The 23135-nt window shown below is 46.0% G+C and carries 22 protein-coding genes and 2 pseudogenes; 17 read left to right on the forward strand and 7 right to left on the reverse strand.

The window, feature by feature from the left end; all coding sequences use genetic code 11:
* The first annotated feature begins 99 nt into the window (after window positions 1-99).
* From V5P19_RS12110 to V5P19_RS12140, 7 genes are all read left to right on the forward strand, one after another.
* A complete protein-coding gene (locus V5P19_RS12110; RefSeq protein WP_334403539.1) occupies window positions 100-921 on the forward strand; it encodes a DUF932 domain-containing protein in 822 nt (273 codons plus the stop codon).
* 71 nt (window positions 922-992) lie between these two features.
* On the forward strand, window positions 993-1463 hold the full coding sequence (radC, locus tag V5P19_RS12115) for a DNA repair protein RadC (protein WP_334403541.1): 471 nt from the start codon (window positions 993-995) through the stop codon (window positions 1461-1463).
* A 12-nt stretch (window positions 1464-1475) separates the two neighbouring features.
* Window positions 1476-1799, forward strand: coding sequence for a type IV toxin-antitoxin system YeeU family antitoxin (locus tag V5P19_RS12120; RefSeq protein WP_334403543.1), 324 nt, complete (start codon window positions 1476-1478; stop codon window positions 1797-1799).
* Between the two features lie 35 nt (window positions 1800-1834).
* A complete protein-coding gene (locus V5P19_RS12125) occupies window positions 1835-2155 on the forward strand; it encodes a TA system toxin CbtA family protein (RefSeq protein ID WP_334403546.1) in 321 nt (106 codons plus the stop codon).
* A 113-nt stretch (window positions 2156-2268) separates the two neighbouring features.
* Window positions 2269-3099: a DUF4942 domain-containing protein gene (locus tag V5P19_RS12130; RefSeq protein ID WP_334403548.1), complete on the forward strand. Its 831-nt coding sequence runs from the start codon at window positions 2269-2271 to the stop codon at window positions 3097-3099.
* Window positions 3100-3175: 76 nt separating this feature from the next.
* Window positions 3176-4183 carry a restriction endonuclease gene (locus V5P19_RS12135; RefSeq protein WP_004108748.1) on the forward strand — a complete coding sequence of 336 codons (1008 nt, stop codon included), beginning with the start codon at window positions 3176-3178 and terminating at the stop codon, window positions 4181-4183.
* Between the two features lie 345 nt (window positions 4184-4528).
* The gene (locus V5P19_RS12140) at window positions 4529-5782 is read left to right on the forward strand and encodes an integrase arm-type DNA-binding domain-containing protein (RefSeq protein ID WP_334403552.1); all 1254 of its coding nucleotides are present in this window, start codon (window positions 4529-4531) and stop codon (window positions 5780-5782) included.
* 97 nt (window positions 5783-5879) lie between these two features.
* Here V5P19_RS12140 and V5P19_RS12145 read toward each other — a convergent pair whose 3' ends face one another.
* Both V5P19_RS12145 and V5P19_RS12150 read right to left on the reverse strand, forming a co-directional pair.
* Window positions 5880-7160: a hypothetical protein gene (locus tag V5P19_RS12145; RefSeq protein WP_334403554.1), complete on the reverse strand. Its 1281-nt coding sequence runs from the start codon at window positions 7158-7160 to the stop codon at window positions 5880-5882.
* Window positions 7161-7206: 46 nt separating this feature from the next.
* Window positions 7207-7911 carry a hypothetical protein gene (locus V5P19_RS12150; protein ID WP_334403556.1) on the reverse strand — a complete coding sequence of 235 codons (705 nt, stop codon included), beginning with the start codon at window positions 7909-7911 and terminating at the stop codon, window positions 7207-7209.
* Window positions 7912-8038: 127 nt separating this feature from the next.
* On the opposite strand from V5P19_RS12150, the gene V5P19_RS12155 reads away from it, so the two are divergent.
* Entirely contained in the window at window positions 8039-8275 is a 237-nt protein-coding gene (locus tag V5P19_RS12155; RefSeq protein ID WP_334403558.1) for a hypothetical protein, read from the forward strand.
* Window positions 8276-8280: 5 nt separating this feature from the next.
* Here the strand turns inward: V5P19_RS12155 and V5P19_RS12160 are convergent.
* Both V5P19_RS12160 and V5P19_RS12165 read right to left on the reverse strand, forming a co-directional pair.
* Window positions 8281-8844 (reverse strand): annotated as a pseudogene (locus V5P19_RS12160) (phage polarity suppression protein).
* Window positions 8845-8872: 28 nt separating this feature from the next.
* Window positions 8873-9001, reverse strand: a complete 129-nt coding sequence (locus tag V5P19_RS12165; protein WP_334403560.1) for a hypothetical protein — start codon at window positions 8999-9001, stop codon at window positions 8873-8875.
* Window positions 9002-9420: 419 nt separating this feature from the next.
* Here V5P19_RS12165 and V5P19_RS12170 point away from each other — a divergent pair, with 419 nt between their 5' ends.
* The 3 genes and pseudogenes from V5P19_RS12170 to V5P19_RS12180 all read left to right on the forward strand — a co-directional run bounded on the left by V5P19_RS12170 (window position 9421) and on the right by V5P19_RS12180 (window position 12523).
* Window positions 9421-10371: an HNH endonuclease signature motif containing protein gene (locus V5P19_RS12170; RefSeq protein WP_334403562.1), complete on the forward strand. Its 951-nt coding sequence runs from the start codon at window positions 9421-9423 to the stop codon at window positions 10369-10371.
* Window positions 10372-10583: 212 nt separating this feature from the next.
* Window positions 10584-10815, forward strand: a pseudogene (locus V5P19_RS12175) (hypothetical protein); the annotation flags it as partial.
* A gap of 283 nt (window positions 10816-11098) precedes the next feature.
* Window positions 11099-12523 carry a DNA cytosine methyltransferase gene (locus V5P19_RS12180; RefSeq protein ID WP_334403564.1) on the forward strand — a complete coding sequence of 475 codons (1425 nt, stop codon included), beginning with the start codon at window positions 11099-11101 and terminating at the stop codon, window positions 12521-12523.
* Between the two features lie 49 nt (window positions 12524-12572).
* Here V5P19_RS12180 and V5P19_RS12185 read toward each other — a convergent pair whose 3' ends face one another.
* Complete coding sequence (locus tag V5P19_RS12185) at window positions 12573-13772, reverse strand: type II restriction endonuclease (protein WP_334404155.1); 1200 nt, start codon at window positions 13770-13772, stop codon at window positions 12573-12575.
* A gap of 528 nt (window positions 13773-14300) precedes the next feature.
* Here V5P19_RS12185 and V5P19_RS12190 point away from each other — a divergent pair.
* Together V5P19_RS12190 and V5P19_RS12195 are read left to right on the forward strand one after the other, a co-directional pair.
* Window positions 14301-15002 carry a hypothetical protein gene (locus tag V5P19_RS12190; RefSeq protein WP_334403566.1) on the forward strand — a complete coding sequence of 234 codons (702 nt, stop codon included), beginning with the start codon at window positions 14301-14303 and terminating at the stop codon, window positions 15000-15002.
* A complete protein-coding gene (locus tag V5P19_RS12195) occupies window positions 14999-15433 on the forward strand; it encodes a hypothetical protein (RefSeq protein ID WP_334403568.1) in 435 nt (144 codons plus the stop codon). The genes V5P19_RS12190 and V5P19_RS12195 overlap by 4 nt, the downstream gene beginning before the upstream one ends.
* A 37-nt stretch (window positions 15434-15470) precedes the next feature.
* Here the strand turns inward: V5P19_RS12195 and V5P19_RS12200 are convergent, their stop codons facing one another.
* On the reverse strand, window positions 15471-16055 hold the full coding sequence (locus V5P19_RS12200; RefSeq protein ID WP_334403570.1) for a class I SAM-dependent methyltransferase: 585 nt from the start codon (window positions 16053-16055) through the stop codon (window positions 15471-15473).
* Window positions 16055-17068: an HNH endonuclease gene (locus V5P19_RS12205; RefSeq protein ID WP_334403572.1), complete on the reverse strand. Its 1014-nt coding sequence runs from the start codon at window positions 17066-17068 to the stop codon at window positions 16055-16057. Before V5P19_RS12205 ends, V5P19_RS12200 begins: the two co-directional genes overlap by 1 nt.
* A gap of 457 nt (window positions 17069-17525) precedes the next feature.
* Between V5P19_RS12205 and V5P19_RS12210 the strand changes: the two genes are divergently transcribed.
* The 4 genes from V5P19_RS12210 (at window position 17526) to V5P19_RS12225 (ending at window position 23047) form a co-directional block, all read left to right on the forward strand.
* Complete coding sequence (locus V5P19_RS12210; RefSeq protein ID WP_334403574.1) at window positions 17526-17993, forward strand: SymE family type I addiction module toxin; 468 nt, start codon at window positions 17526-17528, stop codon at window positions 17991-17993.
* 67 nt (window positions 17994-18060) lie between these two features.
* On the forward strand, window positions 18061-18423 hold the full coding sequence (locus V5P19_RS12215) for a hypothetical protein (RefSeq protein ID WP_334403576.1): 363 nt from the start codon (window positions 18061-18063) through the stop codon (window positions 18421-18423).
* A 184-nt stretch (window positions 18424-18607) separates the two neighbouring features.
* Complete coding sequence (locus V5P19_RS12220; RefSeq protein ID WP_334403578.1) at window positions 18608-18895, forward strand: hypothetical protein; 288 nt, start codon at window positions 18608-18610, stop codon at window positions 18893-18895.
* Between the two features lie 762 nt (window positions 18896-19657).
* The gene (locus V5P19_RS12225) at window positions 19658-23047 is read left to right on the forward strand and encodes a filamentous hemagglutinin N-terminal domain-containing protein (protein ID WP_334403580.1); all 3390 of its coding nucleotides are present in this window, start codon (window positions 19658-19660) and stop codon (window positions 23045-23047) included.
* Window positions 23048-23135: the final 88 nt, after the last annotated feature.

Genomic DNA, 23135 nt, shown 5'->3' on the forward strand with positions numbered 1-23135 from the left:
CCGAATTTAACACACTCTTTTTTCACCGTTCACTTTCAGAAAAGACCATGCCTCACTCTGAGGCATGGTCTTTTTTTATATCTCAATAAGGAACTAATAATGACACGTTTAGCCGGCCGCTTCGGTGCGGTCAATCTCGTTCGACGCGACCGCCCGCTAACCCGCGATGAATTGGCGCATTATGTGCCGAGTGTATTCAGCGAAGAAAAGCATGAATCCCGCAGCGATCGGTATACATACATTCCGACCATTTCCCTACTTGATAACCTGCAACGTGAAGGCTTTCAGCCATTCTTTGCGTGCCAGACTAGAGTCCGAGACCAGAGCAAACGCGAACATACAAAGCACATGCTACGTCTGCGTCGCGAAGGACAGATCACTGGCAAGCAGGTGCCTGAAATCATACTGCTTAATAGCCACGACGGCTCCAGCTCATACCAGATGCTACCGGGGTTATTCAGATCGGTTTGCCAGAATGGGCTGATTTGCGGTGAGAGTTTTGGTGAGGTGCGGGTGCCGCATAAAGGCAATGTGGTGGAGAAAGTCATTGAAGGGGCTTACGAAGTACTGGGGATATTGGACCGAGTGGAAGAGAAGCGCGATGCCATGCAATCGCTAATGTTACCGCCGCCAGCACAGCAGGCGATGGCGAAAGCAGCATTAACCTATCGCTTTGGTGAAGAGCATCAGCCAGTGACGGAATCGCAAATCCTATCCCCACGCCGCTGGCAGGATGAAAGTAACGACCTGTGGACCACTTATCAGCGTATTCAGGAAAACCTGATTAAAGGCGGTCTGTCTGGACGAACCACTAAAGGTAAACGCGCCCATACACGAGCTGTTAAAGGTATCGACGGTGATGTAAAGCTCAACCGTGCTCTGTGGGTGATGGCTGAGAATATGCTACAGCTTGCTTCATGAACCTTTTTTATTATCCCTTCCCCCCGGCCTTGCCAATAAACCGGCGAGGCTTTTTGTTTTAAGGAGCAAATATGTCTGTATTCAATTTATCTCCGGTATTTCCTACAAACGAGCAACGCATCATTCGTCGGGCGTTACGACTGCTGGAGAAATATCAGCGTCAACCGAGTGAGCCATTTACTTCCACCAGCTTCACTAAGACCTGGCTGCAATTACAGATGGCTCATCAGGAGCGTGAAGTTTTTATCGTGATGTATCTCGACAATCAGCACTGCCTGCTGGGATGCGAAACACTGTTTACCGGCACACTCAGCCATACCGAAGTGCATCCCCGCGAAGTGGTTAAATTGGCCCTGAAACACAATGCCGCTGCGGTAATTCTGGCGCATAACCATCCGTCAGGTACGACAGAAATCAGTCAGCAGGATAAACACATCACCCAGCGGATAGTGAAAGCGTTAGCACTGGTAGAAGTGCGAGTGCTGGATCATTTGGTTGTTGGGAATGAAGTGGTTTCTTTTGCTGAGCAGGGTTTGCTTTAAACGGAGGTGTTCATGTCAATCACACCACCTCATGAATGGGGTCTACAAAGCGATATCACCCCACGATTTGGCGCGAGATTAGTTCAGGAAGGCAACCGGCTGTATTACCTGGCTGACAGGGCTGGATTGACGGGCAGTTTTAGCCCGATACACCTGCAGAAATTAGATCTGGCTTTTCCGCTGTTTGTAGAACAACTGGAAAATATGCTGCGTGCTGGCGAACTAAATTCACATAAGCAACATCAGGTGACCATTCAACTTGCTAGTTTAACCTGTATAGCTGATACCCGTGGAAGCTGCGGTTACGTTTACATTTCTATTTATACAACCCCGTAACACCTTCTCTATTCTTTTTTCTCAGGATTCTACACATGCACATTTCAACTGTACCGGCCACGGTGCCGGTTTCGTCACGCCTGTCGCCCGTACAGGTGTGGAAGCAACTGTTAACGTATCTGCTGGATCACCATTACGGCCTGACACTTAACGACACGCCATTCCATGACGACGCGGCCATTGAGGAGCATATCGACGCGGGAATAACGCTTGCGGATGCGGTTAATTTCCTCGTGGAACGTTATGAACTGGTACGTATCGACCGTAAAGGATTTACATGGTATGAGCAGACATCATTCTTGACCGCTACCGATATTCTCAGAGCCAGGCGAGCTACCGGATTAATAAATACCTGAATTCTTCGAGCCTCATTCCTGATTTTTACCTCTGAACTTCCCACCTTTTGTATTCATCGCATAATGCGCCTGCCACTCCCGGCAGGCGTGTTTGCTTTAATGGACGATTAACGATGCAAACAGAACCCGATGTATTAACGGAGCACAATGAACTCATCCTTTCGACTAGTATCGAGCGCGTTGTCACAGGCCGAGATACCGCCCTGAAACAGATCGAACAGCTCATTCAGCAGCTTGATGCCATTTCAGGGTTAACCTCAGAAATTGGCGGTGGTACAGCGCAAGACTGGGCGATGAAGCCAGGGCACCGCTACGATAGTTGGCTGACTGAGAAGGCTGATAAAGCGATGCCTGCCGTCACCCGCAATATCGACAGTAGTATCTGGCGCGATTTGATGCTGAAGTCCGGCATGATGGCCTTAATGGATGCGCAGGCTCGCGACCAGTGGCATAAGAACCTGGAGGAAGGCGATCTTCCTGCTATCAGTGAGGCGAACATTCTCAGTACTTTTGAACAGTTACATCTGAACAAAATGGAAGTCTTTGAGCGCGGGATCATTAACGTCTTCAAAGGCCTGTCGTGGGATTATAAAACCAATAGTCCCTGCAGCTTTGGTAAGAAGATCATCATCAATAATCTGGTGAGCCACAATCGCTGGGGATTTAGTCTGAACTGGGGTTGGCGGAGGGATCAGTTGGCTGACTTGGAGCGAATGCTGTATTTACTGAGTGGTAAATCAATACCTGACAACCGTAGCGATATAACTACTCGGTTGATGGCGCATATTCGAGATAACCCGGATAAGGATGTTTATGAAGATGAGTTCTTCCGTATTCGCTACTTTCAGAAGGGCACTGCGCACTTGACTTTCAAGCGCCTGGATTTGGTCGAGAGGATGAATGATATTATCGCTAAACACTACCCAGGAATGTTAGCGAAGTAGTTTTGGAGAGTTTTGACGCCTACGGCGAACAAGCTTATGATCCAGCTTAATTTCTTTTCCTAATGAAGGGCCGGGTATGGGCAACAGAATGTGGATGATCCGCGGTGACGGCGGCAAGCTCTATGACGATTTTCGCGATAAGCAAATTGTAGGCATCGGTTGGTCTCAGCTGGCTCCATTAGTCAAACCCGGCCTGTCCCGAGCCCAGTTACTCGCCTTATACCAGGAGGCAGATCCCTTAACAAAGCTGGGAACAGCCCGTTCTGGTGCATCGCAGGTCTGGCGTTTTGTGAATGAGATCCAAAAGGGTGATTGGGTTATTACCTATTCGCCAGCCAACCGTACTTATTTGCTAGGCAAAGTTACTTCAGACTTCCAGTATCATCCTGAATGGGTGGAAGAGGGGATGGGTATCGCTCGGCAGGTTAAATGGAATACTCAAGAAATCGACCGTGATAGACTGTCTGTTGCTACCAAAAACACATTGGGTTCTACGCTGACGGTTTTCCAGCTTCCAGAATATGCGCTAGAAGAGCTTTTGCAGGATAAGAAACCCACTGCAGATGTAATTACTCAGAATCCAATTGCGATGGATGAAGATGAGGTTGTTTCTGATCCGCTTCGCGATATGGAAATGCTGGCGTTTGAGGGTATCAAAGATCGTATCAACTCTCTTGACTGGGATGAGATGCAAAATCTTGTTGCCGGAGTTTTACGCAGTATGGGCTATAAAACGCAGGTCTCACCTGCGGGAGCCGACCGGGGTAAAGACATCATTGCTTCACCTGATGGGTTCGGTTTTGAAAATCCGCGTATCATCGTTGAAGTAAAGCACCGCAGGGAACAGATGGGAAGCCAACAGATACGCAGCTTTATCGGCGGCCGCCATAAAGACGATCGCGGGCTTTATGTTAGTACAGGGGGTTTTACGAAAGATGCTCGATATGAAGCCGACCGTTCGACAATACCACTGACGCTCTGGACACTTGATGATCTCGTCCGTGCGCTTATTGAGAACTACGAACAAGTTGATATCGAGACTAAACTTTTGGTGCCTCTGAAGAAAACTTTCCTGCCTGCCTGAATCTTGCTTTGATAGCCATATCGGTGTTCTACTGGTGTGGCTTTATACCCACTTGCAATGTCTATTTTTTGTACGGATTTTAACTTGTGGGTACAAGTGCGGGTATAACTATTTATCCCTGTTTATAAACTACATTGATATCAGTCTATTGGGTGTGAAATTCGAGTCCGGCCTTCGCACCATTAGTACTTCCAAGACCATCCGAGAAAGTCCACCAAACCCTTTAAAATCAATGCTTGCAGCGATTTTTATGTCCTGAGTCGTCCGAGGTTGTCCGTTGAAATCCGGATGTCATTGGGGGCATAATTGGGGGCATCTTAACTTCGATTAGTAATGTGCCCCCAAATGAAGCTCAACGCCAGACAGGTCGAGACCGCAAAGCCAAAAGACAAAACCTATAAAATGGCCGATGGCGGCGGTTTGTATCTCGAGGTTTCGGCTAAGGGTTCTAAATACTGGCGCATGAAATACAGACGCCCATCAGACAAAAAAGAGGATCGCCTCGCTTTTGGTATTTGGCCTACTGTGATGCTTGCTCAGGCAAGAGCAAAGCGCGACGAAGCTAAAAAGCTGTTAGTGCAGGGCATTGACCCAAAAGCCGAACAGAAAGAAGCTCAGGCCGAGAATTCGGGGGCATATACGTTCGAAACCATTGCTCGTGAATGGCATGCCAGTAACAAGCGCTGGAGTGAAGACCATCGATCACGTGTTCTTCGATATCATGAGCTTTATATTTTCCCTCATATCGGTTCGTCCGACATTCGCCAGCTCAAAACCAGCCACCTGTTAGCCCCGATTAAAAAAGTTGATGCCAGTGGAAAGCATGACGTCGCTCAGCGCTTGCAACAGCGTGTCACGGCCATCATGCGTTATGCCGTACAGAACGATTACATCGACTCAAATCCAGCCAGTGATATGGCCGGTGCACTATCGACAACCAAAGCGCGACATTACCCCGCCTTACCCTCAAGCAGGTTCCCTGAGTTTCTTGCTCGTCTAGCTGCATATCGTGGCCGGGTAATGACACGGATTGCGGTCGAGCTTTCCTTACTCACTTTTGTACGTTCCAGTGAGTTGCGTTTCGCGCGTTGGGATGAATTCGACTTCGATAAATATCTTTGGCGAGTACCTGCAAAACGTGAAGAAATTAAAGGGGTACGTTACTCGTACCGTGGCATGAAGATGAAAGAGGAGCATATTGTACCGCTTAGCCGACAGGCGATGAGTTTGTTAGACCAGCTTAAGCAGATTAGTGGAGATAAAGAGCTGCTTTTTCCGGGGGATCATGATGCGACTAAGGTCATGAGTGAAAACACTGTAAACAGCGCATTGCGTGCAATGGGATATGACACGAAAACCGAGGTCTGCGGACACGGTTTTAGGACGATGGCGCGTGGTGCATTGGGTGAGTCAGGGTTATGGAGTGATGACGCGATTGAGCGGCAGTTGAGCCACACAGAGCGTAATAATGTACGTGCAGCTTATATCCATACTTCTGAGCATTTGGATGAGCGTCGTATGATGGTGCAATGGTGGTCAGATTACCTTGATGCAAATAAATCGAACGAAGTGAGTCCATACGATTATGCTAAAATTTAAAAGAAGTAAATTATTAAAAGGTGATTTTTATTAGTTAATGTGAATATTGAAGCATCAATGGTTAAACGATGCCTCAATATATACATTGCTGTTATTTCTACTCTTCTATTATTTCATCTTCTAAATTTTTGAGTATTTCGCCTAAGGCATCATGTGGTAAAATACTTGCATCTGATATGTATTTTATTTCTACTTGTTGAAATCGACTGCGCCAATTATCAATTGTCTTGGGTATTTTTGTTTTCCAGTTAACATCATTGGTGAAATATTTAATATCATTGTCATCCAAATATGCCAGCCATATTCCTCCTTCTGAAGAGAGCATTATTATTCCCTCCATATAGGTATACATTCCTCTAACTCCGCCATAAAAAACTTTGGCCTCGAAAGTATCTAGGTTTTCGTCTTCACCGATACCTTCCATTCTCTTTTTAAAATCAAAATAATATGAACCTAAAACATTGTAAATTCTTTGTAAATCAAGTTCGTTTAGAAATCCTAATTCAAAAAGGTTATCGCTGGACCATTGGAATTCACCACAAAATATTACACCCATACCTCTATGGCTTGAACAATCAGCTGTTTCATCTATAGTCAGAAATTTTTTTCCATCTATTATGTTACGTCTGAAACTGATTTCACCATATTCACCATTCTGGTTTTGTATTTTTGCATACGCCATATCTCTTGAGACAAAGACAGCTTGTGATGTTATCTTACCAGAATGAGAACCACTATAAACTGAAAGATCAAATAAAAAACCAGCGGAGGACGTTTCTCTTATGAATAAATGCCCTCCATAGCTTCTATTATGATTGTAATTAATCCATTCGCCCCACCATATAGGAGCACTTGAACCGCTTTGTAACGAACCGACGCTTGAGTCTCTCAGTGCATATTTTAAAGCATGTTCAAGTCTGCCTTGTAATATACCTCTTACTTCAGACTTGGTATCATCTTGTGGACCGTAACTATAAGTGACAACTCTGCGCCCGCGTAAATCAAACGGCAATTCCTCTGGCCCACCAAAAAATGTGTTCTGTATAAGAATAATTCTATCCCACCCTAATTGAGAAATAGCGAATCCTAGCTCAATTAAAACATTTGGGTTTGAAGTTTTTTTGCTACTCTCAGAAGCGTTAATAATCGATACATCTGCTATAAAAACATCTGAGGTCGATATTTTTTTAAAAATCGTATCGCTTATTGACGGCGAACCAGGGGTTCCAGCAGTATCTCGATCCAGGACAGGTTCAACGGTTTCACTTGCATCTTTTTTTATGGCAGATAACGATTTTTTTAAAGCGTCCTCAATTATATTTCTGTTTGATTTTGCAGGTAAATCGGATTGCCAAGAGTAAAATATTGTTCTTTTCATTTGTAACTCCTCAATAATGGTTTTTTAATCGCATTAGTGTTATTTATTACCAACTCACCATCGGTTCTGTTTTTTTCATTTCATCAAGTTCTGTTTGGCATCTAAGAAGAAGTACACTACTGGTGTCAATTTTAAACTTCATAAACTTACTATTACTAATTTCATCTATATAGAATAAAGCCTTGCCGTTGTTGCATTGTCTCAAGATAAACTTGTCTTGGTATCGCCCAACTACAACTTTTTCATCATCTGTTTGCCAAATGCTACCTGGGAAAAAACTATGGTAATTAAGCCCGAAGAAATAGGAGAAACTTAGGAAGGCTAGGACTGTTAACATACATGGTTTAGCATTTAATGAATAATATACAGTTTCTTGCTTAATAGCTTTTGGAATTAAGAATAACAAGCATATAAAAAGAATGTAACTAGTGCCAAGATTTATTACAGCCATGACATTTAGGGGCTGGTGATAGCTTAAGACAGCAATTCTTATAAATTTTGTGATGAATGCCACAGTAACAAATAAAATGAAAAATTTAGTTGGTATACGTATAAATAGAGTTAGCGTGATGAGTGTTATTATTACAATTGACAGTTTAAGTAAGGTGTTAATAACTTCATTTGTATCTAAATAAATATAATATGACGGATAGCCAAAAAACATAGCTTCGCCACTTTTGAAAGCATAAACTGAAATGAACATCATTATTGAAAGGATTGTGGCTGCTGAGATCTCATTCTTAATTTTCATGATTACCCTGTATTTTAATATTTAATCATCATCTAATGATGAAAATTTAAGATTCATCATTTTGTTACTTCAATTTCGAATCAGCTCAATGTAACTGTATTACAAGTGTTATAAGGCTACATCATTTATGATTGAAAGGTCATCAATTTCTAATAATGCTTTTGATGTTGGCGCGCAATGCTCTCCCCGCCACGCCTGCCCGCTTAAGGGGGCGCTTTTAATGCAGGTGCATGACCGACCTCAGGGCACGCCAGTGCTGGCGCTGTCGGGGAATTCAGTGTCGGTAAAACGCATGCAAAACCATGCACCTTATGCATGCATGGCTTTTTTACGTAAAAATAGCGGGATTTTCGGGGCTTTTTAGGCGGACTATTGCGCGGCCAGTTCTGCACGGCGGCGGGTGTCATTCAGGCTCTGTGCGGGTGTGAATTTTTCACGATTATCATCGCGCGAAGCCGCGTCAGGTCTGAATCCGATGGCCGTTAAAATGTCATTATCCTGCACCGAATAATTAATTTTTTCACCGGCGGTCAGCCAGACCTACAGCGCCTCACGCAGATAGTCGAGTGAGTGCTGCATGGCGCAGCGCTGAATGGCGGAATGTTGCCCGGAATAATTCATCAGTTCCGGGGCAAGGGCGGCGGCCAGCTCCGCACCGTGCGCCTGCATAAAATCATTCAGACGGTTACGGATGCTGATGCGCTGCACCTCCTCATGCGAGCGAATATAACGTCCGGCAGCCTGATTTATTTCCCACTTTTTCACGTCGATAATCTCGCGCAGCGTTTGCAGGCTCCGGTCGCTGTGCCCGCTGCCGGCAAGCTGTTCGCGGTATGCCTTTTCGGGCTGCGTCAGTTCATCCCGGCGTTGCAGCCAGGTGGATTTGTTTGCCTGACAGGCCTCAAAGGCTTTCTGTAGCGTCAGTGTGGTCACGTATGTTTCTCCTGATGTCTGGCCTTGCTCACGCACCGGAACGTTTAACGGTGACCGCCGGTGCGGGTACAGGGATAACCGGCTCAGTAACCGGTGAACGGATAATTCCGTCAACGGATTCAAGCGTACGGAAGGTTGCCGAACACTTGATGCTCATGGACTGACGGTGATCCGGGCGTGTTCCATAACGTTCTCATGTCGTCGTGTTGTTTCCTAGCTAGGGCGAGCTAGGTGGATTTTGGAGTGGCTAAGGCTTGCGGCACTGTGAGCAAAGCCAGTAACAGAAATGGTGAGCTTTAACTCATGATAATAGTCTAAACAAGCTTGTTCAGGGCAGGGTAGAACAAGGGCAGGTCAATATTCGGCTAAGTATTCGTTTGTGAATAAAAATATTTGCTCCAGTTGGCTTGGTTTTATACTATCTATTTTGAGAGTGAGAAAAACGTATCAATTTCTGCGCTAAATCGTAAAAATAATGTAATGATATTTATGTGTGGGATGGTGAATTATTTTTATTGTATAAATTAATTTGTTATAATGGGTCGAGATTGTGAAATATTCAACTAGGATATAGGTATGAAAAATAAAAGGGCTTGGGCCTTTAAAACAATAAGTAAAAAAGAACTAGTTTATCGTGGTAATGATGGCTATGATGATAATCCATTTGAGTCGTATTCTTATGATAATTTGGTTGCTAATCATAAGCAAGTTGAATCTGGGGATGTTGTTGTAATATATAACAGAGAGCGTGTTATTGGGGTGGCGGTAATAACCTCTCTTATCAAAGAAGATTCTCAAAAAGAAATAAATCAATGCCCTATAAATAACTGTAATGCAGAAAAAATAAGAACCAGAACTAGCAAGAAACCCGAATGGAGATGTAGTAATGGCCATGAATTCGAAAAACCATTAAAAAAAACCATACCTGTAATAAAATCCACGGCATTCTATTCTAATAACTTTAAAATACTAAAAATGAATTATCTTGAGCTGGAGGGTAAAATAATAAACCATAACAAACAATTATCTATCCAGGAAGTAAAATTTGAATGGGCAAAAGATCTATGGGAAGGAAATGGGCGTTATATCGATAATTTAGAAAGCATGGAGGCTAGTGAACCTGAAGCCCTATTCAATAAGGAGGATTTAAGAGAGGTAGTTAATCGTTCTATTAAACAAAGACGAGGACAACGTTCGTTTAGGGAAAAACTTCTCAAAAAAAATAATCATTGCGCTATAACTAAATGTGCGGTTTTAGATATTCTTGAAGCCGCTCATATCTATCCATATAGAAATAAATCACATAACCATATAAGTAACGGTATTTTACTTAGGGCTGATATACATACACTTTTTGATCTTGATTTAATAGCTATTGAGCCTAAGAACTTCACTGTTCATATTAATGAAAAACTTAAAAAAAGTGAGTATTCGATTTATGAAGGTAGTATTCTTAGTATTTCCCACAAACTGTCACAAGATGCATTAGAGGAAAGATGGGAAATATTTATGGATAAAAATAAATAAGTTAAAAGTTTCTAGAATGGTTCATACATATGAATATTATAAACTAAATATAAGACAGCTTTATGGCAGTTCCTTTTCGATAAAAAACTCACAATACAACAGGGGATGTTAATTACTTATAATCACCGTTTATAACTCCCTGCAGCCATCAAGACCGTCATCTAAACCATAAGGCGGTAGGTAGAAACATCAGCATTATGGTACAAGCAATGGCTGCGTTCGAGAAACCGAATGCCATAGGTATTGCTACAAAACTAGTCGATCGTGTTTATACAAAATTGTTATTGATGATATGGTTTGCTGTGCGTGGGGTCGCTCAACTGGTTTAGTGCGCCATGTGAATGACGAAATGAACGATACGATCCATCGATGGTTTAGAGCGATGATGAGCTGAAGGGCGAGATTGACTCTATTTATAATAGCCTTGAGAAGCGTCAGGTTTAGGACAGCGATTTTATAAGCCTCTTACCGGTATTTCTTTAGGGAAAGTTGGATGGAGCTACCGGGTTTTAAAGATTAACTAATTGATTTTTGTATTATTTATTATGCGCTATACCGTGATATTCACTACGCATGCTGCATGTATACCACTTAGAAACATCATTAGCTAAATCTCATAATTACTACTCTCTGTTGAATCCATATACTGATCAAATATCCAGAATAAATCGTTTCATCTGGGTCAAATGAGTGATATATTTTCACCCATAAACCCCTAGGAGGCGTTATGTCTGAATTCGATTTATTTGCTCAGGAACTGCTCGAAAAAGCAGAAGCTGAAGAAAAACAACAACAAGAGCGCGACAGGAAGCTGATTGATCGGGTACTTGAAATTTACGACCAGAAGTATGTCGCAGAACTGCTAAGAAAAATAGGTAAAAACGAGTGGAGTCGCGAAACTCTTAACCGCTGGATAAATGGCAAGTGTGAGCCAAAATCGCTCACTATGGCAGAAGAAGCGCTGTTACGGAAAATGCTGCCGGAACAACCCGCTCATCATCCTGACTATGATTTCCGCTTTATTGACCTGTTTGCTGGGATTGGTGGTATACGTAAAGGATTCGAGGCCATCGGCGGGCAATGCGTTTTTACCAGCGAATGGAATAAAGAAGCGGTACGTACCTACAAAGCAAATTGGTACAACGATGAAGACGCACACACATTCAATCTGGATATCCGCGAAGTCACGCTAAGCGGAGAAGAAGGCATCTCAGAAGAGAAAGCCTATGCCCATATCGATCAACACATCCCGGATCATGACGTCCTGCTGGCCGGTTTTCCCTGCCAGCCATTCAGTCTGGCGGGTGTAAGTAAGAAAAACTCTCTCGGACGTGCACATGGATTCGAATGTGAAGCGCAGGGCACTCTGTTTTTCGATGTTGCCCGCATAATCAAGGCTAAGCAACCAGCCATTTTTGTGCTGGAAAACGTGAAAAACCTTAAGAGCCATGACAAAGGCAAAACGTTTAAAGTCATTATGGATACCCTTGATGAATTAGGCTATGAAGTCGCTGATGCCAATATTACAGGGAAAGATGATCCTAAAATTATTGATGGTAAAAATTTCCTGCCACAACATCGTGAGCGTATTGTTCTGGTCGGATTCCGCCGTGACCTCAATATCCATCAGGGATTCACTTTAAAGAATATTCATAAATTCTACCCTGAGAAAAGACCAACGTTTGGTCAGCTTCTGGACCCTGCGGTTGACAGTAAATATATCCTGAGCCCTAAGTTATGGGAGTATCTCTATAACTATGCTAAAAAGCATGCTGCCAAAGGTAATGGGTTCGGTTTTGGTCTGGTTGATCCGAATAATGAAAATAGCGTCGCGAGAACATTATCCGCTCGTTACCATAAAGATGGATCTGAAATTCTCATCGACAGAGGATGGGATAAAGAACTCGGCGAAATCGATTTCTCTAATCCAGAGAATCAGGAACAAAGACCAAGAAGACTGACGCCTCATGAATGCGCCAGATTGATGGGTTTTGAGCAACCCGGTGGCAAGCCATTCCGGATCCCCGTTTCCGACACCCAGGCCTATCGCCAGTTTGGGAACTCAGTGGTCGTTCCCGTTTTTGAAGCCGTGGCGAAACTGCTTCAACCTTATATTATTAAAGCCGCAGCAAACAAGGCGACAAAAAAATAATATAAACAGATCCCCCGGAATTTATCCGGGGGATAACAGTATAAAATATTCAATCGACATACAATGATTTAGTTTCATTGATAAATGTGTCTAAAGAAATAAGATATTCCCGGATAGCTTTCGGGTACTTATCATGAAGGCTACTGGGTACAACCAACCTCACTCTTTCCTGCTGCATCTCCTGAAATTGAGCAACGGAAACACCTTCCTGAAGGGTAAAGAGATAAATGTCCTGAATTCTATCAGCTTCATTTAATATCTGCCGCCAGCGATCTTTACAGGTCGTTTTTACTGCCAACATGCGAAGCTTCTGCTCAGGGAACGTCTCATCGTGATAAGCTTGCGCAGAGGGGAATAAAAAATCTGGCTTCTTATTTCCTTCTGTTACGGCCTGAGTCTCAAAAGTATTCAGCCCATGCTCATTAAAAAGTTGTTCAAGATGCAGCTCAAGTGATTTACCGGCTCGTGATTTTCGTCTGTTGCTCACGGAATTCGCCAGAGCAATAAATTCATTAACGGAACCAAACCCAGACTGAACTATGCCCAGCACATGCATTTCCTCCACCAGTAGGAAAATTTCATACTCAACACGACGACGTTCAATCAGTTGCTTATCCGGACCTACGACATTTGGGGAATAGTGAGCTGCTGCATACTGGATAATTTCCTTACCTGAAGGGAAATTTGTTCTCCACTCCTCAGGAAGACGATACCCATTGGAAACTGGTTCTTTTAAGGCCAGGCCGCCCAGAATCTCATTTGCGGGGCCATAGACCCACGATCCAGGAACAATTTCTCCGAGCGATGACTCAACGATATCTTCTTCTTCTGCGTCATGACACACCCAAATATCAACAAATTGGCTATCAGATCCCTGATGGTGATCAAACGCCAATAATGCCAGCGCTCCCGTATTCTCCAGGTCTTGCAGAGGATTCTTTCCTCCCCCCCATCGAGTGATACGCTTTTCATTTCGGGTCTTACCAAAGAAACGACCATTGTAAAAAATGGCCCTAGCCTCGCTGTCCGGGCAGCTGTGCGAGGAGGTATGCGCATTCAGCCTTACGGACGGGTTAAGATCCCTTGTATGATTAATTGAAGGGAAAAGATGTCCAACAATGCCAGAGGGTATGTAAATGCCAACCTGATGTCCGCCCGTCGCACCGGTGTCGTTGGCTGACAAGCGCTTGATGAACATAAAGGTGTCACTGGTTGATTTATCTAACAGCCATGAATGTAGCCCCGACATCATCACTTCCTCGCTGTAAAAATATCGCTGATTTTTAGGCGGTTATCCTGCCACAGCTCTGCTTTAGTGAATACTCACTATGCCGTTTTATTTGATGTTGTTATTTTATTCATTCTCCCGGATTTAGCTCAGATTCCGGAAAACCTTATAAACCATTTCTGACCGTTTCTGATCTCTCGGCTAAGAGTTTTTCAAGCTCAGTGGTTCGCAGGTCATGCGTTCACAGACTAACTAATCGTGTGTATTGCTCGCCAAGGCCGCATGAATGTGCCGGTGGATTATTACTAAGCGAATCAGAAAATCGATACTGGAAAAGCTCTAAAACGGTGGTTGATTTTAGTTGGCCACTGCAAAAAATGTACCTTCAGGATCTGGAGTACCTGCAGACCAATCAGCTTTTATCTTTACTCGTCAGTACATCTTGCTCTTCATCAAACCCACCTGCGACTTCATTCTCCATAAGTTGTCTGGACTGCCAAAAAAATCGTCTATAACATAGCCAGTTAGACTACATATGGAGATGTAAGCATGAGCACCAGAAGAGAGATAAAGGATGGGGCACTCTTTGACGTTCTCGACAGAGGGATCGTCTACACCGAGGCGTTGGGCTGGCTTGATATGGGACATGCCCGTGGCAATGATGTGGCAACGCTCAAACGTCAATTCGTTGAGGGAGAGCGTAGCGGTAAGCAGTCCTATTCCGTCATGTATCGTCAAGATATGGGCGTCTTAAAATTCAAATCGCGGTTCGGCGTCGGGAAGTTCTCTCACTGGGGAATTAAGCGTGGCCGGAGCACCGACGACATTAACAGAATCATGCTGGCGATGATGATGAACACCGCATCCAGATTCGAAGGTCTGCAAAGCCTGCGTTCATTCTCCTGGTATACGGACAGCGGCTTTAGCGGTGAGGATTTAGTGTCTGACCTGTTCGGGTTCTACCGGGCAATTATTCCTGGCCGGTACGGCTATCGGCTCAAGCCTGTGAGCTATGAATCAGCCGTTCGCCGCTGGGATTATTACGGCGCTATCGGTTCCCATAAAAACCGTGGCTTCCGCCCGATTCTCTTTCCTGATCCACAGGATCAATGTGTGCGGCATCAGCCGTATATGGTCAATCTTCCGCATTTTATGACATGGCTTCGGCCGTGGGACGATTTCGCATCCGGAGTGGTGAAGGTCATTACAAATGATGGGACATCGCTCTCATTCATTGGGGCTAAATTATGAAAATCCTTTTAAAAGTCCTGAAGTGGTGTGCACTCTCTGTTGTCACCGTCTTTATCCTCGGATGGTTGTTTGTCTGGCTCGTGGCATCGGCCTCTGATGAAACGAAGGTTTACACAGAAAATGACTTTTTCCACTATCACACGCTGACTGACAAGGATATTGAAAACGCCCCGCGTGTTACGGAAGATTACTATTTCGAGGCGCATCCCGGCGATGGTTATGCCCCTTCAAATAGCATCTTTTTTAAAGGGGCCACTGGTGCAGCACCGTTGCGCGCGTATCTCGAAACGCTGGGATACACGAAGGAAAAGCGTCGCCTGGGGGATAAGGAAATCTGGTCAAAACCCGATCAGGTAAAAGGGGATATTTTCTATCTGTACTTCAACGCCGCTACGGGTGAAGTTGAGCTGACCAAAGTGATGAATTACTGAACTCACTTATTCCGTGGCGATTTACATCGCCTGATGATCAAGCTGCGTTTTTTCGTAATATCCCATTCAGCCATGTCTCATTCCTGTCTGGGCGGTTATCCTGAGTCGCCCACAGCGAAGCTATCTCCATCCCCGGAATCGCCTTCAGCAACTCCTGCAATCCCTCTTCATCCAGATCCGTAAACTGTCTTTCACCCTGCACGCGTTCACCGTTGCCATACTTAAAGGACACGTACCAGACGCCGCCAGGCTTAAGCGCATCCGCAAGTTTTTGCATCACGGCAGGCAGCTCAGAAGAGGGGACATGCAGCAAAGAGGCACAGCACCAGATCCCATCGTACTGCGCTTTAGCGTCGATCTCTGAAAACGCCATCAACTGCACGGGTAGCCCGGTATGTTGCCTTGCCAGCTCCACCATCGCGGAAGAGGCATCAAAAGCATCCACTTGATAACCCATCTCATGAAAGGCTTTTGCGTCCCGGCCTGAACCGCAGCCAGCATCCAGAACCCGCGCACCGTGTGGCAGGTGTTGGGTAAAGGCCTCGTAAAGCGGGGTCATATCGACATTGACCGTGCCATCGAAGAAATCCTGTGCGTGGTTCTGATAGTAGTGAAGTGTCATTAAAACGTTGCCTCGCCTTCCGCGTTGGGTTTCCAGGTGTGGATAAGTTTGTCCAGCGCGGCCTGCCAGTTACGCTGAAGAAAGCTTTGCCGTGCTTCAGGACGCTGCCCTGTCTGTAGAACAATCGTCTCATGCAACGGCAGTTTGCTCAGAATAAAATACTCATTGCGGGTGTGTAACCGCTGCAGGAGTCTGAGCTCGGGAATGCGTGCAGATTTGCCTTCGACGCCACGGTTACAACATCGACAGGCCAGCACCAAGTTCCATACGCCGTTAATATTGCTCACTTCTTTGCGGGCAGCCCAGGGAATAAAGTGGTCGACGTCCGCCAGTTCTGCGTCTCCCGGTACCAGGCTGATGGGTTTGAAGCAGTAAAAACACCGTCCTTTCTGGTAACCATTCAGGCTGTTGCGACAGCTGGTGATGTCTACACGACGTGCGTTCACCTTCGTGAACAGCAGCTGATTATCTTCATCGAACTCCACGCCCACAAGATTGCGTGAAATCCCCATCGACCAGGCCTGTTCTACCAGGTTCCAGCGGGCATTGGTTTCAAAGGCGAGGTTTTTATACTGCAGGCGTTCGCCCAGTAAAAAGAAGTTATCCGTCAGGCGGATCCCGTTGTTGGTTTTGCGCTCATCAAGAAAAAAACGTTTATCGATCTCGCCCTGGTTCACGTAATGAAAGGCATCAATCACGTTGTTAAAGCCAAGGCGAACCGTCGCGTCAATGAGCTGGGCGTGGGTGATTTCACCTCTGTTGAACTTCAGACAGGTTTCCAGAAATTGGCTGCTGCGGGAGGTGATCTGTTTTGGCGCATGTTTCAGGTGCTCGCAAAGATAGCGGCTGAACGGCACGGCAAGCTGGTCGAGCGTAATCAAATCGCTGCCCGTCTTATCCACTTCATACAACGCTGACGCCAGCGCAAATTTGTAAGATGCGACATTCCTTCCAAAGAGGATCACACCACGCCAGTAGTTCTCAAGCGTCGGATCGGCCTGATAAAATTCCATCGATGAAGTCCTGTTACGGTTGGCTGGGCAGGGCGTTACTAAAGCCTGTAACAGGATCACATAACAAAATCAGGGTGATGTAAATCGTTAATCTATTGGTTTGATGAATTTTTGAGAGATATGTGAGAAAGGTGTAGCGGCAATTGATGCGGCATTAGCGCCAGATTTGCGAACGAACAGATATCTGGAAGAGGTGAGTTGAAGTGATTTTCAGGCCAAAGCGTTGTCGTTTATCGCATTAAAAATAACCAAATCTATTTCCTGAATCCTCCTCGCAAATTCCAAATTTACCCCACCCAAAACCGCTGTATTTATATTCAGCACGGTATAATGAGCACCAGAAATTACGCCGAACGGCAAAGGAAGTATCAAAGAAATTTAAACGAGGAATTCGCGATATGAAGGTGCTGCAACACCCCCATACCGCTAACCACAAACAACTGAAAAGGAGTTGAAAATGGCTGCGACGAATTTTAAGCCAGAGTTTACTGTTTGCAAAACAGAATCAGACGCTTTCACCGGCATGATTGAAAACCGCGAGCTGGTGCGCAAAAACAGCGCCCGCCGACTTCACGGCAACCAGCTCAACGCGGCACCCATTCATCCTCGCGCAGAGACGCCTAAAGACAGTGCTGCCTGCTGCGAACTGTATGCACGGATAGATATGAAATATCTTCTTCTGGGCGGCGACTGGTTAACCCGTGCGGGCTTTATCAACGGCATGCCCGTAAAAATCCGGGCTATGAAAGACTGCATTGTGATTACGCCACAGCATACAAGAGAATTATGGGGATGCCTGGAAGGTATGAGCGTGGTGAATATAAATAAGCAGAAAGTCGCGCAGTGGTTAAAAACGTTTCCGGGTGCGTTGAATGATACTGGGGATATACCTGTGGTGAAGCGCGGAACTGGTCTGGCAGAATAAGAATAATATCTAAAATTTCCCTTCATTAATCCTGTAAAAGGATAAGTTAATACGGACGTGAATACACATGTCCGTATTTTTCATTTTTTATGAATTATCTAACTCTGCTGGTGCACTCAATAAATCGGTTGTAACATTACCTGCAAAGCGACAGGAAGGTCTGATTATGCTTCATGCAAAGTTAAAAAATAATATCCTTATTGGTCTGGCATGCCTCATTGCTTCCTTCTTTATCGTCCTGTTTCCCCTGGGAGGCTTACTCGATTACTTATCTCAAGCCAGCAATGATTTTTTAAATCGCACCGGTTTGGGGTTTGCTGATGGTGAAGCAGACCCATCATTCCTGTGGGTGTTGGGTGGGATGATGGTTGTCGTTACCGCTTTACTGATGTTCATCATCCGAAAGATATGCAGCCTGAAACGTGCTTGAGATATTTCATTGGCACTTTCTATGACACTCCCCTCAAAAGTCCTAGAGTGGTGCACACTGGGGGTTGCCACGGTGTTTATCCTCGGATGGCTGTTTGTCTGGCTTGTGGCATTCGGTTCTGATGAGACGATGGTTTACACGGGAAACGATTTTTTCCACTACCACACGCTGACAGACAAGGATATTGAAAACGGAGGGTTATGCACCTTCAAATAGTATCGTTTTTAAAAGGGCTACCGGGGTTGCACCGTTGCGCGAGTATCTCACCACGCTGGGATATGTGAAGGAAAAGCGCAGCCTTGAAGAAAAGGAAATCTGGTCAAAGCCCGATCGCTTAAACGGCGATCTGTTCTTCCTGTACTGTAATGCCTCCACGGGTGACGTTGAACTGACCAAGGTGATGATTCACTTAGTTGACCAACTCTGCCATTCCTCCGCACTCACTCCCTGCCAGTGCGCACACTCCCCCTGAACCATCAGCACATTCCTAATAAGATTATTCTCGCACTCTAAATTCAATGAAAAAGCACGCACCTTGTGACCTATTCCGCTGATTTTTTCTCAGTATATTCCTGCTGGAGTTATGAGGTATAAAAGCCTTTTATTAAGATATTCTAATAAATATAAGAACAGAGCTTATAAATACCTAAGAAATATCCCGCATTATTTATTTCTGTACGCTGTTTTTCGCTGAAAATATCAGCGCATCAATGTTGCCAATTCAAAAAAAGGCGCTAGAATGATCTTCAAATGGTTGTTGCAATTAGTAATATTAACGTTTATGCAGGTCATTAATCTGCATGCAGAATGATTCGCGGTTATTCTTGCGTGACGGCATGGCCGCTCCGAACAGGAGCCTTGGTGTGGCGGCGGTATAAGCCGTGGGAAATTATTCACGCTGCTATTTATAGCATTGAGCGAGGTGCGGCTGTATTTAATATGTATGCCTGCACGAACGCTGAATACTTATGACGGATAAAACTTGCAGGTCACGTTTTCAATACGGAAAACGCGGTCATCTTCTCTGACCAAGCGTTAACGACGTTAGGCAAGAGGAAAACAACGCTGAGCCAGCAGGTTAAACACTATGTTCAATACAAACTCTACAATTCTGGATTAAACACAAAGGGGAGAGAAGGAGGTTTATTCGTCAAGGGAAATGAGAGAGTGATTTAGCGTAGAGATGTCACATTTCAACATGGATTTAATTATTCCGTTATAAGAGTAGCTTATTATGAATAGTAAAAAAAATAGCACCCCGCGCTTCGACATGAACTGGCACCCGGTTGCGGCTGCGGTTCTGTTGGCGCTGCCAATCGTCGCGCAGGCCGCGGACATCAGTATTAAAAACGGTGTTGTCGGGTCAGCGAACAATGTACCGGTCATTAATATCAACACCGCCAACGACAAAGGCCTTTCTCATAACGTTTACGATAAGTTAAACGTGGGAAAGGAAGGGTTGATCTTCAATAACAGCGCTACCGGCGCTAACACCACGCTCGGCGGTAATATTCAGGGTAACAGCAACCTGGCGTCCGGGACGGCGAAAGTCATTCTTAATGAAGTGACGTCTAAAAATGCCACGGCCATCAACGGCATGATGGAGATTGCTGGCGACAAAGCTGACTTAATTATTGCCAACCCTAATGGCATCACCGTGAACGGCGGCGGGACGATCAATACCGGCAAGCTGACGCTGACGACCGGCACGCCCGATCTTCAGGACGGCCAGGTGGCGGGTTATTCCGTTAACGGCGGCACCATCACCCTTGGACAAATGACGACGGCCAGCCCGACGGACATTCTGGCCCGTAACGTCGTGGTCTCCGGTAAGGTCACTGCCGGTGAACTGAACGTGGTGGCAGGAAACAACTACGTTAATTCAGCGGGCCAGGCGACCGGCACCGTTTCTGCAAGCGGGTCACGTAACACCAACAGCATTGACGTGGCTGCCCTTGGCGGTATGTACGCCAAAAAAATCAACCTTGTGAGTACCGAAAACGGCGTTGGCGTACGCAACCTGGGCCTGATCTCGGCGGGTTCGGATGGCGTGAACATCGACTCGAAGGGCCAGCTGCTGAACAGCAATGCGCGAATTGAAACCTCTGGTCAGATTAATATCAAGACCAACGGCGCGCTCAACAACACCACGGGGGCCATTGCGTCTACCGGTTCTATCGCGCTGGATACCAACAAAAACAGCCTGGTGAATACCCGCGCGGGCAATATTTCTACCTCCGGCGATCTGTATATCAACAGCGGCGCTATCGATAACACCAACGGTAAACTGGCCTCGTCGGGGACGCTGGCGGTTGATACCAATAACGCCACCCTGACTAACTCAGGCAAAGGAAACACCGTCGGGATCGAAGCGAGTATCGTGGCGCTGAAAACCGGCACCCTGAACAACAGCAACGGCCAGATTAAGGGTGGGTATGTGGGTCTGGAATCGACTGCCCTTAACAACAACAGCGGGCTGGTAGATTCTCTCGGCAATGTCGACGTGATCAGTACCGGCAACGTCGACAACACCCGCGGCCTGCTGCGTTCTGCCGGCGGTTACACCAAAATTTCCGCTAAAGGTGCGGTTAATAACGGTACGACCAAAACGGCGGACACCTCCAGCAATGACTCCTTAGGGATTATTGCCGAGAAGGGCGTGCAGATTGCGGCGAACAGCATCAATAACAACGGCGGGCAGATGGCGTCAAATGGCGATATCTCCCTGGAAAGCAACGGCGCCATTGATAACTACTCGGGCAAGCTGAACTCGTCTGCCAACGTGATCGCGAAAGGAAGCTCCCTGCGTAACGACAACGGCGGCCTCTCGGGTAAAGGTGGCGTCAGCGTATCGACAACGGGCAATATCACCAACTACATCGGCGTTATCAGCTCAGAAGAGGGTGACGTCGCGCTGGGCGCCAATACCGTCAATAACTACGGTGGCTTTATGATGGGGCAAAATATTGGCATCGATGCCCGTGGCGACGTGAATAACAACACCGCGATGATCGTTGCCAGCAAAGCCCTGACCGTGAAGGCCAATAACACTATCGATAACCGTAACGGTGATAATTTCGGTAACGCGTTTGGCCTCTATTTCGGGATGCCTCAGCAAAAAGGCGGCATGATCGGTAAAGGGGGCGTTTCGCTTACCGGTAACAATATTTACAACAATACCAGCCGCATCGTCGCCGAGAATGGCCCGCTGGCCGTGCAGGCTAAAGGGAATATTGATAATACCCGTGCATTGCTGACGAGCGGGGCAGATGCTGTCCTGAAAGCCGGTGGGGTGTTCTATAACAACTACGCGACGACCTACGCCGCGGGCAATCTGAATATCGATACCGTTTCGCTGGAGAACTACAGCAACGGTACGTTAATTGATAACAACGCGACGGGGATTATTGCTTCAGATAAGGATCTTGTTCTGAATGTGAATAACAACGTCAATAACTACGGCTGGATCAGCAGCAAGGGCGATGCGATCGTCAACGTGCTCAAAGGCGTTTTCTATAACCGTAACACGCTCGCTGCCGAGAAATCGCTGACCCTTTCCGCGCTGAACGGCGTGGAAAACTTCAAAAATATCTCTGCGGCCGGCGGCGATCTGACGATCTCCACCCAGCGCCACGTCACCAACAACAATAACAGCAATATGGTGGGAGATAACGTCACCCTCACCGCAGTTAATGATATTAACAACCGCGGAAACATTGTGGGCGATTCAGACCTGATCGTGAAAACGAACGGCAACCTGAATAATAACCTCACCATGAGGGGCGACGGTGATGTCTCCATCAGCGCCAACAGCATTAACAACAACAATGCGACCCTCAAAGCGAACGGTAATATGACGCTGGCGACGACCGCTAACGTGAGTAATAGCCGCGGAAGCATCACCGCTGCGACGGGCGATCTCAGCATCGTGTCAGCGAAAGGCAATCTGGATAATACCTGGGGAATGTTGACCAGCGGTGCCAACGCGATCGTTAAAGCCGCCGGTGTGTTTTACAACAACTATGCCACGACCTGGAGCGCGGGTAACCTGGACATCACGGCCAGCACGCTCTACAACGCCAGCAACGGCAGCATGGCAAACAACACCGCGACGGGCGTCATTGCGTCAGATAAGAACGTAACGCTGAACGTGGATAACAGCTTCACCAACTATGGCTGGATCAGCAGCAAAGACTCGCTGAACGTCAATGTTCAGAAAGGGGTGCTGTACAACCGTAATACGCTCTCCGCAGACAATGCGCTGGCGATTAATGCCCTGAACGGGGTTGAAAATTTCCAGGACATGGTCGCGGGCACTCGCGTGAGTATTGATACGCAGAGACATGTCACCAACAACACCCGAAGCAATATTCTCGCGCAGAATATCGCGATTAATGCGGTAAGAGACATTAACAACCGCGGCAATATTGTCGGTGATTACAGCCTGACGGCAAAAACCTCTGGCAATATCTATAACTACCTGAACATGCTCAGCTATGGCGTGGCGGGCGTCACGGCGAATAATGTGACCAACAGCGGCAAAGACGCGGTATTAGGTGGGTTAACAGGCTTGGAATTGAACGCCAATAAAGTCACCAATACCGGGACGATTGTCGGTATTTAATGTTTAAGCCGTAACACAAGGCAGCAGCTATCTTCTGTTAACACCAGGTCGGAACGAGACCCTGCTGCCTTTATTTTTGAGAAAGTAA

Source organism: Enterobacter sp. UNJFSC 003, from assembly GCF_036903355.1.
In the GTDB taxonomy this organism is placed as follows: Bacteria; Pseudomonadota; Gammaproteobacteria; order Enterobacterales; family Enterobacteriaceae; genus Enterobacter.